Source organism: Luteimonas sp. MC1750, from assembly GCF_016615955.1.
Classification (GTDB): domain Bacteria; phylum Pseudomonadota; class Gammaproteobacteria; order Xanthomonadales; family Xanthomonadaceae; genus Luteimonas.
In genome coordinates this window covers 1,711,529-1,725,215 of the sequence record NZ_CP067113.1, presented here as the reverse complement: position 1 = coordinate 1,725,215, position 13,687 = coordinate 1,711,529, and the positions used below count along the sequence as shown (strand labels likewise).

9 protein-coding genes are annotated in these 13,687 nt (G+C 72.3%); 3 read left to right on the top strand and 6 right to left on the bottom strand.

The window, feature by feature from the left end; translation table 11 throughout:
- Window positions 1–32 precede the first annotated feature (32 nt).
- Together JGR68_RS08025 and pbpC are read left to right on the top strand one after the other, a co-directional pair.
- Window positions 33–4,955, top strand: a complete 4,923-nt coding sequence (locus tag JGR68_RS08025; protein WP_199361954.1) for an alpha-2-macroglobulin — start codon at window positions 33–35, stop codon at window positions 4,953–4,955.
- The gene (gene pbpC, locus JGR68_RS08020; RefSeq protein ID WP_199361955.1) at window positions 4,952–7,306 is read left to right on the top strand and encodes a penicillin-binding protein 1C; all 2,355 of its coding nucleotides are present in this window, start codon (window positions 4,952–4,954) and stop codon (window positions 7,304–7,306) included. The genes JGR68_RS08025 and pbpC overlap by 4 nt, the downstream gene beginning before the upstream one ends.
- Here pbpC and JGR68_RS08015 read toward each other — a convergent pair.
- Complete coding sequence (locus JGR68_RS08015; protein WP_199361956.1) at window positions 7,298–7,774, bottom strand: peroxiredoxin; 477 nt, start codon at window positions 7,772–7,774, stop codon at window positions 7,298–7,300. The two genes, pbpC and JGR68_RS08015, sit on opposite strands and share 9 nt — an antisense overlap.
- A gap of 161 nt (window positions 7,775–7,935) precedes the next feature.
- Here JGR68_RS08015 and JGR68_RS08010 point away from each other — a divergent pair, with 161 nt between their 5' ends.
- Window positions 7,936–8,844, top strand: coding sequence for a DnaJ C-terminal domain-containing protein (locus JGR68_RS08010; RefSeq protein ID WP_199361957.1), 909 nt, complete (start codon window positions 7,936–7,938; stop codon window positions 8,842–8,844).
- Here JGR68_RS08010 and pilH read toward each other — a convergent pair.
- The 5 genes from pilH to sucB form a co-directional block, all read right to left on the bottom strand.
- Window positions 8,819–9,187 (bottom strand): twitching motility response regulator PilH, encoded by a 369-nt coding sequence (gene pilH, locus JGR68_RS08005; protein WP_199362252.1) that lies wholly within the window; start codon window positions 9,185–9,187, stop codon window positions 8,819–8,821. The genes JGR68_RS08010 and pilH overlap by 26 nt on opposite strands.
- Before the next feature lie 65 nt (window positions 9,188–9,252).
- Complete coding sequence (locus tag JGR68_RS08000; RefSeq protein WP_199361958.1) at window positions 9,253–10,245, bottom strand: YhdH/YhfP family quinone oxidoreductase; 993 nt, start codon at window positions 10,243–10,245, stop codon at window positions 9,253–9,255.
- A 60-nt stretch (window positions 10,246–10,305) separates the two neighbouring features.
- Window positions 10,306–10,899, bottom strand: coding sequence for a TIGR00730 family Rossman fold protein (locus JGR68_RS07995; protein ID WP_199361959.1), 594 nt, complete (start codon window positions 10,897–10,899; stop codon window positions 10,306–10,308).
- Between the two features lie 103 nt (window positions 10,900–11,002).
- Entirely contained in the window at window positions 11,003–12,439 is a 1,437-nt protein-coding gene (lpdA, locus tag JGR68_RS07990; protein WP_199361960.1) for a dihydrolipoyl dehydrogenase, read from the bottom strand.
- A 14-nt stretch (window positions 12,440–12,453) separates the two neighbouring features.
- A complete protein-coding gene (sucB, locus tag JGR68_RS07985; protein WP_199361961.1) occupies window positions 12,454–13,680 on the bottom strand; it encodes a dihydrolipoyllysine-residue succinyltransferase in 1,227 nt (408 codons plus the stop codon).
- Window positions 13,681–13,687: the final 7 nt, after the last annotated feature.

Below are 13,687 nucleotides of genomic sequence, written 5' to 3'. Positions count from 1 at the left end.
CTATACTGCCGGCGACTCCCGGGGATGACGCGATGAAAGGATTCCACCGCTCGACCGGCCTGCGGCTGCTTGCCGTCGGTGCGGTGCTGCTGGCCGCCCTGGCCCTGGGCTGCAAGCGCAACGAGGGCGGGCAGCTGCCGGCACCCAGCGGCGAGGCGATCGTCGGTGAACGCGCCCCGGTGGAGGGCTTCGGCCTGGTGCGCGCCTGGCCCGACGAGTCGGAAGGCTCGCTGGCGCTGGCGGTGGAGTTCTCGCAGCCCCTGGTCGGCACCCAGGACTTCGACCGGCTGCTGACCTTTGCCGAGCCGGTCGCCGACGGCAGCGCCTGGAGCCTGGACGAGGGCGGCACCGTGCTGCGCTTTCCCTTCGTCGAGGCCAACCGCGACTACACCCTGCGCATTCCCGCCGCGCTCACCGCCGCCGACGGCAGCACGCTGGGCCGGGACATCGAGCAGAAGGTCCACACCGGCGAGCTGAAGCCGGCCGCCGGCTTCGCCTCCCAGGGCAGCGTGCTGCCCGCGCGCGAGTCGCGCGGCCTGCCGGTGGTCTCGGTGAACGTGGCCGAGGTCGACGTCGAGTTCCTGCGCGTGCGCGAGTCCGAACTGCCGCGCTTCTTCTCCGAGTACCAGCGCGGCGGCCGCCGCAGCAGCTGGGAGCTGGAGAACCGCTACGGCAGCGCCCGCGGCGTGGCGCGCATGGCCGAGCCGGTCTACGTCAACCGCTTCGTGCTGGCCGGCGAGCGCAACGAGCGCGCGGTGACCTACCTGCCGCTGCAGGACATCGCCGAGCTGCAGCAGCCCGGCCTGTACTTCGCCAGCATGAAGCGCGCCGGCAGCTTCGAGGACATGTACGACACCGCGTTCTTCACCGTCAGCGACATCGGCCTGCACGTGCGCGCCTACGCCGACCAGCTGTTCGTGCACACCGCATCCCTGCAGGACGGCGCGGCCCTGGGCGGGGTCGCGCTGCGCGTGCTGGGCAAGGATGGCGAGCCGGTGTTCAAGGCCGAGACCGACGCCAACGGCAACGCGGTGCTGGGGCACGCGCTCGATGCGGCGCAGGTGCTGGTCGCGACCCGTGGCAGCGACATTTCGATGCTGCCCTTCAACCAGCCGGCGCTCGACCTGTCCGAGTTCGTGGTCGCCGGCCGGAAACAGGCGTGGTTCGACGTCTTCGCCTGGTCGGGCCGCGACCTGTACCGGCCCGGCGAGACCGTGCGCGTCTCGGCCCTGCTGCGCGATGCCGACGGCCGGCCCGTTCCGGCCCCGAAGGACGGCAAGGCGCAGCCGCTGTTCGCGCGGCTGAAGCAGCCCGACGGCAGGACCTTCGTCGAGTCGCGGCTCGAGGCCGGTCCCCAGGGCCATTACCGCTTCGAGAAGGCGATCCCCGCCGAGGCTCCCACCGGCCGCTGGCAGGTCGAATTCCGCACCGATCCCGCCAGCAAGGAGGTCGTGCAGGGCATGGCGCTGCGCGTGGAGGAGTTCCTCCCCGAGCGCATGAAGCTGGAGCTCGACAGCGCGCAGCCGCGCCTGTCCAGGGGCGACCCGCTGCGCCTTGCGGTCACCGGCGCCTATCTCTACGGCGCACCCGCCGCCGGCAACCGGTTCACCGCGCGCCTGGCGGTCGCCGTGGAGCAGCATCCGGTCGAATCGATGCCGGGCTGGTTCTTCGGCGATCCGACGGTGTCGCTGCCGCGCGAGGCCAGCGACGTCGTCGACGCGACCCTGGACGCGTCCGGCAGGCTGGCGCAGACGCTCGCGTTGCCTGCGGAGGTGCGCGGCGACACGCCGGTCTCGGTGGTGGTGGCCGGCAGCCTGTACGAGAGCGGCGGGCGCACGGTCAATCGCAGCCTCGAGCGCGTGCTGTGGCCGGCCGATGCGCTGGTCGGGATCCGCCCGCTGTTCGACGACGCCGAAGGCAGCGACGCCAACGCGCGCGCCGGCTTCGAGATCCTGCGCGTCGACGCCCAGGGCCGGCCCAGGCCGCTGGCCGGCATCGAGCTGACCCTGGTCCGCGAGCACCGCGACTACCACTGGAACTTCGACCAGGACGGCGGCTGGAGCTACAGCCATACCAGCCGACACGAAGTGGTCGACACGCGCACGGTCGACGCCGGCGCGACCGCGCAGCGCATCGACCTGCCGGTGGAGTGGGGCGAGTACCGGCTCGAGGCGCGTGATCCGCAGACCGGCCTGGTGACCCGCTACCCCTTCCGCGCCGGCTGGAGCTGGAACGACGACAACCGCGGCCTCGATGCGCGCCCGGACAAGGTCAAGCTGGCGCTCGACCGCACCGGCTACCGCGCCGGCGACACGCTGGAGGTCACGGTGACGCCGCCGCACGCCGGCAAGGGGCTGCTGCTGGTGGAAAGCGACCGGCTGCTCTACGTGCAGGCGATCGACGCACGCGCCGGGAGCACGTTCAAGGTGCCGGTGACCGCGGACTGGGAGCGCCACGACGTCTACGTGACCGCGCTGGTGTTCCGTGGTGGCAGCTCGGCGAGCAAGGTCACGCCGGCGCGAGCCGTGGGCGTCGCCCATGTGCCGATGGCGCGGGGCGACCGCCGTGTGGCGGTGGGGCTCTCGCTGCCGAAGCAGGCGAAGCCGGACCAGGCCCTGCGCGTCACCGTCGCGGCGCCGGCGCTCGCGGGGAAGACCGCGCACGCGACCGTGTCCGCGGTCGACCTCGGGATCCTCAACATCACCCGCTATCCGGTGCCCGACGCGCACGCGCACTTCTTCGCGCAGCGCCGCCTGGGCGTGGATGCGTACGACGTCTACGGGCGGGTGATCGAAAGCCTCGACGGCGGAACCGCGCGCCTGCGCTTCGGCGGCGACCAGGGGATGCTGGCCCTGCCACAGGCGCGGCGGCCCACCGCGCGCGTGCAGACCGTGGACCTGTTCTCCGGGCCGGTGCAGCTGGATGCCAAGGGCAATGCGACCGTCGAACTGCGGCTGCCGGACTTCAACGGCACGCTGCGGGTCTCGACGCTGGTGTTCGCAGACGCCGCCTACGGCCATCGCGATGCGGAGCTGCTGGTCCGCGCGCCGCTGGTGGCGGAGGCCAGCATGCCGCGGGTGATGGCGCCGGGCGACCGCGCCACGGTGACCCTGGACCTGGCGAACTACACCGGCAAGGCCGGCGACTTCCGCGTGCGCGTCGACGGCGTCGGGCCACTGCGGGTGGAGGAGGGCGTCCGCACCGTCGCGCTCCCCGCCGACGGCCGTTCGACGCTGTCCTTCCCGCTGCAGGCGCTGGACGGCCATGAAGTGGCCAGGGTGCGGGTGCGCGTCGATGGCCCGGGCGTGGCCGTCGACCGCAGCCATGATCTCCCGGTGCGCGCGCCCTGGCCGCAGGTGCTGCGCTCGCGCAGCCGCGTGCTCGACCCGGTGGCGCCCGTGGTGCTCGACCCGGCCCTGGCCGACGGCCTGCTGCCTGGCTCGGTGAACGCCCGGCTGGGCCTGGACGCGTCGCCGCCGATCGCGTTCGCCGCCGCCCTCGACGGTGCGCTGCGCTATCCCTATGGCTGCGCCGAGCAGACCGCGAGCAAGGGCTATGCGGCGCTGGTGCTCGATGCGCCGACGGCTGCCGCCTGGGGCATGTCGCCGCTGCCGGGCGACGAGCGCCAGCGGCGCATGGAAGGGGCGCTGGGACGGCTGGCCGCGCTGCAGACCGGTTCTGGCCACTTCAGCATGTGGGGCGGCAGCGACCGGCCCGAGGCGATGCTGACGCCCTACGTCGCGGAGTTCATGCTCGATGCGCGCGAGGCCGGCTTCGACGTGCCCGAGGCGATGCTGCAGCGCGCGCTGGCGCGCCTGTCGGAAGACCTGCTGTCGGACGCCGAGCAGTTCTACGGGCGGGATCATCGCGCGCACCTGCGCCTGGCCTACAGGGCGCACGCGGGCTACGTGCTGGCACGGGTCAACCGCGCGCCGCTGGGCACCCTGCGCGCGCTGCACGACGGCGAGCGCAAGGCCGCGCAGGGCGCGATGCCGCTGGCGCACCTGGGCCTCGCACTGTCGCTGCAGGGTGACGCCAGGCGCGGCACACAGGCCCTGGACGAGGCCTTCGCCTGGAAGGGCGACCGCCCCGGCTGGCTGGGCGACTACGGCACGCCGCTGCGCGATGCCGCGCTGATGCAGGCCCTGGTGCGCAAGCACGACCTGTCCACGCCGGCACGCACCGCCGGGCTGCGTGGGCTGGGCGCCGAGCTGGACGCGCGGCGCAAGGCACGCTGGTTCCATCTCAGCACGCAGGAGCAGGCCGCGATCGCACGCCTGGGGCGCGAGCTTGGCGGTGGCAGTGGCAGGACCTTCACCGCCACCCTGACCGAGGCCGGCATCGACGAGGCGCTGGGGCCACTGCGCCGCTTCTCGCGCGGCTACGGTCACGCCGCGCTCGCTGCCGGCGTGCGCCTCGCGCCGGTGGGCGAGGCGCCGCTGTACGCGAGCATGGACGTCGCCGGCATCCCGCGCGCGGCGCCGGCCGCCGACGACAGCGTGCTGCGCGTCGAGCGCCGCTGGTACACGACCGACGGCAAGCCCTGGACCCCGCGCGCCCTGCGCGAGGGCGAGGCGCTGGTCGCGCGCGTGACCCTGACCGCCGATCGCGACATGCCCGACGCGCTGCTGACCGACCTGCTGCCGGCCGGGCTCGAGGTGGAAAACATGAACCTCGGCGACGCCTCGACCTGGGCGGATGTCGTGGTCGGTGGCATCCGCCTCGCCGAGCGTGGCGACTCGGCCGACGTGGTGCACGAGGAGTTCCGCGACGACCGCTACGTCGCCGCGCTGCGCCTCGACGCCGGCCGCGCCGCCGACGTCTTCTACCTGGTGCGCGCGGTGACGCCCGGCGAGTACGCCGTGCCGCCGCCGCTCGTGGAGGACATGTACCGCCCCGAACTGCGCGGCGTGGGCCGCGCGCAGCCGGAGCGCCTGACCGTCGTCCAGCCATGACCGCGCCCCGCGCCCTCGCGATCCTGCGCTGGGGCGCGGTCGCGCTGCTGCTCATCCTGCTGGCGCTGGACCTGGCCTTTCCGCCGCCGCTGCCGGCGGCCGGCGACCACGCCACCCTGGTCACGGCCCGCGACGGCAAGCCGCTGCGCGCCTTCGCCGACGCCGGCGGCGTCTGGCGCCATCCGGCCACCGAAGCCAGCGTCTCGCCGCTGTACATCGAGGCCCTGCTGGCCTACGAGGACCGCTGGTTCCGCCACCATCCGGGGGTGAACCCCGTGGCCCTGCTGCGTGCGACGTGGCAGGCGGCGTCGAGCCGCCGCATCGTCTCCGGCGGGTCGACCCTGACCATGCAGGTCGCGCGCATCCTCGAGCCGCACCGGCGCACGCCACTGGGCAAGTTCCGGCAGATCCTGCGCGCGCTGCAGCTCGAGGCGCACCTGTCCAAGGCACAGATCCTCGCCCTGTACCTGGAACGCGCGCCGTTCGGGGGCACCATCGAGGGCGTCGAGGCCGCGAGCTGGGCCTACCTGGGCAAGCCGGCCGCACGCCTGTCGCATGCCGAGGCCGCGCTGCTCGCCGTGCTGCCGCAGGCGCCGACGCGGCTGCGCCCCGACCGCGAGCCGGAGGCCGCGCGGCGCGCGCGCGACAAGGTGCTGGCCCGCATGGCCTCCAGCGGGCGCTGGAGTCGCGCCGAGGTCGACGACGCGCGCATCGAGCCGGTGGTGGCCCGCGCGCTGCAGCCGCCGCTGTCCGCGGCCCTGCTGGCGGAACGCCTGCGCGCACGCGATCCCGGGGCGACGCGCATCGTCTCCAGCATCGATGCCGCCCTGCAGCGCACGCTCGAGGAGCGGCTGAGGGCCCACGTCGGCCCGCTGCCCGAACGCACCTCGGCCGCGCTGCTGGTCGTCGACAACGCCAGCATGGAAGCGCGCGCCTACATCGGCACCGCCGCATTCGGCGACCGCGCGCGCCTGGGCCACGTGGACATGGTGCGGGCCTGGCGTTCGCCGGGCTCGACGCTGAAGCCCTTCGTCTACGGCATGGCGCTCGACGACGGTTTGGTGCACGCGCAGAGCCTGCTGGTCGATGCGCCGCAGTCGTTCGGCGGCTACCGGCCGGGCAACTTCGACGCCGCCTTCAACGGCCCGGTGTCGGTGGCCGACGCGCTGCGCCTGTCGCTCAACGTGCCCGCGGTCGACATCCTCGACCGGGTCGGGCCGGCGCGCTTCGCGGCGCGCCTGGACCACGCCGGAATCGGCCTGCGCTTCCCGCGCGGCAGCCGGCCGAACCTGGCGCTGATCCTCGGCGGCACGGGCGCGCGTCTTGAGGACCTCGTCGGTGCGCACGCGGCGCTGTCACGCGGCGGGACCGCCGGGCGCGTGCGCTACACGCCGGCCGACCCGGTGGTCGAGCGCCGGCTGCTCTCGCCCGGGGCGGCGTGGATCGTGCACGAGGTCCTGGCCGCCAACCCGCGGCCGGGCGAGCGCGACGACACCTTCGATGCCGGCCGGCGCCCGCGCGTGGCCTGGAAGACCGGGACCAGCTACGGCTTCCGCGACGCCTGGGCGCTGGGCACCTCGCGCCGCTACACGGTGGGGGTCTGGGTGGGCCGGCCCGACGGGACGCCGCTGCCGGGCCAGTACGGCGCGGTCACCGCGCTGCCGCTGCTGTTCGAGGTCTTCGACAGCCTGCCCCGGCAGGCCGGCGATGCCGTGGGCCTTCCACAGCCGGCCACGGTCACGGCGCGCGCGGTGTGCTGGCCGCTCGGCACCGCCGCGGACGCACAGCCGGAAGGCGCCTGCCAGCGCCGCCTGGACGCCTGGGTCCTCGACGGGGCGGTGCCGCCCACGCTGCCCGAGCGCGACGTGCGCCGCTGGGGCGCAGGCCTGGAGCGGATCGAGGTGGATGTCGACAGCGGCCAGCGGCTGGGCGCGGACTGCCCCGCGCCCCATCGGCGCGGGGTGCGGCACGTGGCGCGCTGGCCGGCGCTGGCATCGCCCTGGCTGACCGCCAGCGAACGCGCCGCCGCGCGACTGCCGCCGCTCGCGCCCGACTGCGCCGACGATGGTCGCGCGGGCGCCATCGCGATGCACATCGAAGGGGTCAATGACGGTGCGTTGCTGCTGCGCGCGCCCGGATCGCTCCAGGGTCCGCGGCTGGCGCTGCGCGCGGTGGGCGCCGAGGGGGAGGTGCAGTGGCTGCTCAACGGCCGCTGGGTGGGCGCGACCCGCGGCAGCCAGCCGCTGTGGCGCGAGTTCGGCGAACCCGGCCGCCAGCAGCTGACCGCCCTGGCCGAGGGCGGCGCCTGGGCCAGCCTGGCCTTCGATGTCGCCCGAGGGCCCTCAGATTGAGGCGAGGACGTGCTCGGCCGAGGACACCTTGAACTCGCCCGGCGCCTCGACGAACAGCTGGCTGACCACGCCGTCCTCGGCATAGAGGGCGAAGCGCTTGCTGCGCACGCCCATGCCGTAGGCGCTGGCGTCCATCTCCAGGCCGAGTGCGCGGGCGAAGTCGCCGTTGCCGTCGGACAGCATGCGCAGGCCCTGCGGCACGTTCTGGCTCTCGCCCCAGGCCTGCATCACGAACGGATCGTTGACCGCCATGCAGGCGACCTCGATGCCGCGCTCGCGGAAGGCGTCGAAGTGCTCGACGAAGCCGGGCAGGTGGCGCTCGGAGCAGGTGGGCGTGAACGCGCCCGGGACCGCGAACAGCACCACCTTGCGGTGCGCGAACAGGGTCGGGGTATCGATCGTGTGCACGCCGTCGTCGATGTGCTTGAGCGTGACTTCGGGAATGGCGTCGCCGGGCTGGATGGGCATGGGGGCTCCGTATGCGCAGTGGGCGGCGACGGATTCGCGCGCCCTCGCCGCCATGGTGCCACGCCGCGATCCGGGGGGCTTGCCTTGCCGGCCCGGCGCCCCGATCTTGCTACCCTGCCGCGGCCCGGCGTGTCACCGGACGCCGCGCGAACGGAGTACGCATGCAGTTCAAGGATTACTACGCCGTCCTGGGCATCGAACCCAGCGCCGGCGACGCCGAAATCAAGACCGCCTACCGGCGGCTCGCACGCAAGTACCATCCGGACGTCAGCAAGGAGTCCGACGCCGAGGACCGCTTCAAGGCGGTCAACGAAGCCTACGAGGCGCTGCGCGATCCGGAGCGCCGCAAGGCCTACGACCAGCTGCGCGCACGCGGCTACCGTCCCGGCGACGACATCCATCCGCCCCCGGGCGGCTTCGGCGGCCAGGGTGGCGGACCCGGCTTCGACTACGAAGAGGTGTTCGGCGGTGGAGGCGGCAACGGCGGCTTCAGCGACTTCTTCGAAAGCCTGTTCCGGCGCCAGGCGCAGCAGCAGCGCGGTGGCCCCGGCTTCGGTGGCCCGCCGCGCGGCGACACCCGCGCGCGCCTCGTCGTGCCGCTGGACACCGTCCACAAGGGCGGCGCGATGCGCATCGCGGTCAACGGCCGCACGCTCGACGTCAAGGTGCCGAGGGGCATCCGTCCGGGCCAGGTGATCCGCCTGGCGGGGCAGGGCGAACGCGGCGGGCACCTTCTGCTCGAAGTCGAGTACGCGACCGACGCACGCTTCGAGGTCGACGGCCGCAACATCCTCTACGCGCTGGAAGTCGCGCCCTGGGAAGCGGCGCTCGGCGCCAGCGTCAGCGTGCCGACCCTGGGTGGCACGGTGGAGCTGAAGGTGCCGGCGGGCTCCGAGGCGGGCCGGCGGCTGCGGCTGCGTGGCCGCGGGCTGCCGGGCAGCGGCGGGCTGGCCGATGGCGACCAGATCGTGGAGCTCGAGGTGCAGGCACCGGCTCCGCGCGACGAGGCGCAGAAGGCGGCCTACGAGGGCCTGCGCGAGGCGTTTACCCGCTCGCGATCGCCCGGCTGATCGTCTCCGACAGGTCGGTGTCGCTGAAGGGCTTGGTGATGTAGGCGCGCGCGCCCTGGCGCATGCCCCAGACCTTGTCGGTTTCCTGGTCCTTGGTGGTGACCAGCACGACGGGGATGTGCTTCGTTGCCGGGTCCCGGGTGATCGAACGCGTGGCCTGGAAGCCGTTGAGGTTCGGCATCACCACGTCCATCAGGATCAGGTCGGGGAGTTCACGCTTGGCGGCCTCGACGCCCGCGGCGCCGTCCTCCGCGGTCAGCGCTTCGTGGCCAAGGCTCTCCACGATGCGGCGGATGCCCATCAGCTGCGACGGCGAATCGTCGACGATCAGGATGCGCGCCATGTTGTCCCCCATTCAAGTCCGGCGATTGTAGCCGCAGCGACCGGGCCTGCAAACGCCGCCCTGCGCTACAGCCGGACCAGGGTGCGTCCGAGCGAGCCGCCGCCGAGCATGCCCTCGAACACGCCGGGGAGTTCCTCGAGCCCGACTTCGCGGGTGCAGATGCGCTCCAGGTGGCGCGGCTTCCAGTCGCCGCCCAGCCGCGCCCAGACCGCGTCGCGGATGTCGCGCGCGGTGCCGGCCGAGGCCACCCCGAGCAGCGAGACGCCGCGGATGATGAAGGGCATCACGGTCGCTGGCAGGTCGTGGCTGGCGGCGAGGCCCGCGCTGGCGACATTGCCGTAGGGGGCGGTCTGCGCCAGCAGGCTGGCCAGCATCGTCCCGCCGACGTTGTCCAGGCCGCCGCCGAAGCGCGCGGACTCCATCGGCCGCGTGGTGGCCAGGGCGTCGCGCCCGATCACCTCGCTGGCGCCGATGGCGCGCAGGTAGTCCACCTGCTCGGGCTTTCCGCTGACCGCGTGCACCTCGTAGCCGGCGCTGGCGAAGATGTCGACGGCGAGCGAGCCGACGCCGCCGGTGGCGCCGGTGACCGCCAGCGGGCCAAGGCCGGGATGCTGGCGGTTTTCGGTCATGCGCAGCAGGCCCAGCGCGGCGGTGAACCCGGCGGTGCCGAGCACCATCGATTCGCGCAGCGTCAGCCCGGCGGGAAGCCGTACCGCCCAGGCCGACTCCACCCGTGCGTACGCCGAGTACCCGCCGTCGCGGGTCTCGCTGAGTCCGCAGCCGGTGACCAGGACCTCGTCGCCCTCGCGGAAGCCCGGGTCGCGGGATGCGACCACGTGGCCGGCCACGTCGATGCCGCCGACCAGGGGGAAGCGGCGCAGGATCTTGCCCTTGCCGGTGCCGGCCAGCGCGTCCTTGAAGTTGACCGACGAGTACGCCGTGCGCAGCACGATCTCGCCGGGCGCCAGGTCGTCCAGGGCGATGTCCTCGATGCCGGCGCGATAGCCGGCGTCGTCGCTGTGGATGCGAAAGGCAGGGAACGTGTTCGGAACGGTCATGGGATCAGTCTCCTTCGCACGGCGCTCCTGCAATCAAGCCATGGGGTAGGGGGTGGCGGCTCAGCGCAGTTCGCGGGTGCGTTTCTCGTCCAGCCACTTCGAAGCCTGGGCGGGCTGGTAGGCCTGCATCCAGGCCAGCATGTCGTCGATGTCGCGGCCCGTCCACAGGTCCTCGCGCTGGCCGGGATGCAGGAAGCGGTCCTCGACCATGCGGTCCATCATCGCGATCAGCGGGGACCAGTAGCCGTCGACGTCGAGGATCGCGCAGGGCTTGTTGCCGATGCCCAACTGGCGCCAGGTGAGCATCTCGACGATCTCCTCCAGCGTGCCGAAGCCGCCCGGCAGCGCGACGAAGGCGTCGGCGAGGTCGAACATGCGCGACTTGCGCTCGTGCATGGAGCCCACCACCTCGAGCTCCGCGAGCCCCAGGTGCGCCACTTCCATGTCGACCAGCTGCTTCGGGATCACGCCGACCACGTCGCCGCCGGCCGCCAGCACCGCGTCGGCCACCGTGCCCATCAGGCCGATGTTGCCGCCGCCGTAGACCAGGCGGATGCCGTCCCGGGCCATGCGCGTGCCGAGCGCGATCGCGGCCTCGGCGTAGGCGGGGCTGGAACCACTGTTGGAACCGCAATAGACGCAGAGACTCTTCATGCCGTGGAAACCCGTGTGGAGCCGGAAAGGACGACGCCGGGCAGGGCCCGGCGCCGGTGTCGGAGGGTCGGGACGGGCGCCTGCCCGGCGTCCGCCCGCGGCCTCAGTTGGCCTTGTGGATCGCGCGCTTGTCCACCGCCATGGCGGCGTCGTGGATCGCTTCCGAGAGGCTGGGATGCGCATGGCAGATGCGGGCGAGGTCGTCGGCGGAGCCCTTGAACTCCATCGTCAGCACGCCTTCGTGCACGAGTTCGGACACATTCGCGCCGACTAGGTGCATGCCCAGCACGCGATCGGTTTCGGCGTGCGCCAGCACCTTCACGAAGCCCGCCGGCTCGACCATGGCCACCGCGCGGCCGTTGGCGGCGAAGGGGAAGCTGCCGGACTTGTACGGGATGCCCTCGTCCTTCAGCTGCTGCTCGGTCTTGCCGACCCAGGCCAGCTCCGGCTCGGTGTAGATCACCCAGGGGATGGTGTCGAAGTTGACGTGGCCGGGAAGGCCCGCGATCAGCTCGGCCACCGCGATACCTTCCTCGAAGCCCTTGTGCGCCAGCATCGGGCCGCGCACGCAGTCGCCCACGGCCCAGACGCCGTCGACGCCGGTGTGGCAGTGCGCGTCGACTTCGATCTGGCCGCGCTCGGTCAGCTTCACGCCGCTGCCCTCGGCCAGCAGGCCCTTGGACGCGGCCTTGCGGCCCACGGCGACCAGCAGCTTGTCGACGGTGATGGTCTCTTCGCCCTTCTTGTCGGCGAAGGTGACCTGGACTTCCTTCTTCTTGCCCTTGCCGGTGACTTCCGCCTTGGAGACCTTGGCGCCCAGGCGGATGTCCAGGCCCTGCTTCTTGAACTCGCGCGCGGCGACCTTCGACACCTCCGCGTCGGCCGCGGCCAGGAAGTCGGGCAGCGCTTCGAGGATCACGACCTCGGAGCCGAGGCGCTTCCACACGCTGCCGAGCTCCAGGCCGATCACGCCGGCGCCGATGACGGCCATGCGCTTGGGCACTTCGGTGAAGTCGAGCGCGCCGACGTTGTCGACGATGGTGTCGCCGTCGAACTTCGCGAACGGCAGCTCGATGGAATCCGAGCCAGCGGCGATGATCACGTTGGTGCCGGTCAGCTCGATCTCGCCGCCCTCGTGCTGCGCGACCTTGACCAGCCGGTCGGCGTGCAGGGTCGCGAAGCCGTAGTACGGCGTGACCTTGTTGGCCTTGAACAGCTGCGCGATGCCGCCGGTGAACTGCTTCACGATCGCGTCCTTGCGGCCGACCATGGTGCCGACGTCGATCTTCGCGTCCTTGGCGGTGATGCCGTGCTGTCCGAAGACATGCTGCAGGTTGTGGAACTGGCGCGAGGAATCCAGCAGCGCCTTGGACGGGATGCAGCCCACGCGCAGGCAGGTGCCGCCCAGGGCCGGCTTGCCGTCCTTGCCCAGGCCCGCGTCGATGCACGCGACCTTCATGCCCAGCTGGGCGGCGCGGATCGCGGCGTGGTAGCCGGCGGGGCCGGCACCGATGACGACGACGTCGAATTGTTCAGCCATGTCTGTTGCTCTCCTTACATGCCCAGGAGCATGCGGTGCGGGTTCTCGAGCTGGTCCTTGATGTCGACCAGGAACTGCACCGCGTCCTTGCCATCGATGATGCGGTGGTCGTAGCTGAGCGCGATGTACATCATCGGCGCCGCGACGACCTGGCCGTTCTCGACGATCGGGCGCTCCTTGATGGTGTGCATGCCGAGGATCGCGGACTGCGGCGGGTTGACGATCGGCGTCGACATCAGCGAGCCGAAGGTGCCGCCGTTGGTGATGGTGAAAGTGCCGCCCTGCAGGTCGTCCAGCGACAGCTTGCCGTCGCGCGCCTTCACGGCGTAGTCGCCGATCGCCTTCTCGACGTCGGCGAAGCCCATGCGCTCGACGTTGCGCAGCACCGGCGTCACCAGGCCGCGGTCGGTCGAGACCGCGATCGAGATGTCGGCATAGCCGTGATAGATGATGTCGTCGCCGTCGACCGAGGCGTTGACCACCGGGAACTTCTGCAGCGCGTTGGCGGCGGCCTTGGCGAAGAAGCTCATGAAGCCGAGCTTGACGCCGTGCTGCTTCTGGAACGACTCGCCCAGCTCCTTGCGCATGGCCATCACCTTGCCGAGGTTGACCTCGTTGAACGAGGTCAGCATGGCGATGGAGTCCTTGGACTGCATCAGGCGCTCGGCGATGCGCTTGCGGATGCGGGTCATCGGCACGCGCTCTTCCGGACGCGCGCCGCCCGATACGCCGGGCGTCTTGCCGGAGGCGTAGTTGACCAGGTCTTCCTTGGTCACCGCGCCGCGGCGGCCGGTGCCCTCGACCTGCGAAGGATCGATGCCTTGGGTCACGGCGGTGAAGCGCGCGCCCGGGGGCAGCTCGCCGGCGCCGCCGGAGACAGGAGCGGGACGGGTGGAGGCGGGCGCCTTGGCTTCTTCCTTCGCGGCTTCGGCCTTCGGCTGGACCTGCTCGGCCCCGGCGGCCGGGGCGGCCTTCGGGGCGTCGGCGGACTTCGCGGGCGCGGCGCCCGCCTCGATGATCGCGAGCACCTGCTGGCTGGTGACGGTGTCACCCTCGGCGTACTTCAGCTCCTTGATCACGCCCTCGACTGTCGAGGGAACCTCGAGCACGACCTTGTCGGTCTCGAGGTCGACGATGTTCTCGTCGCGCGCGACCGGGTCGCCCACCTTCTTGTGCCAGGTGGCGATGGTGGCGTCGGAAACGGATTCGGGGAGTACCGGTACCTTGATCTCGGTGGCCATGGTCTTG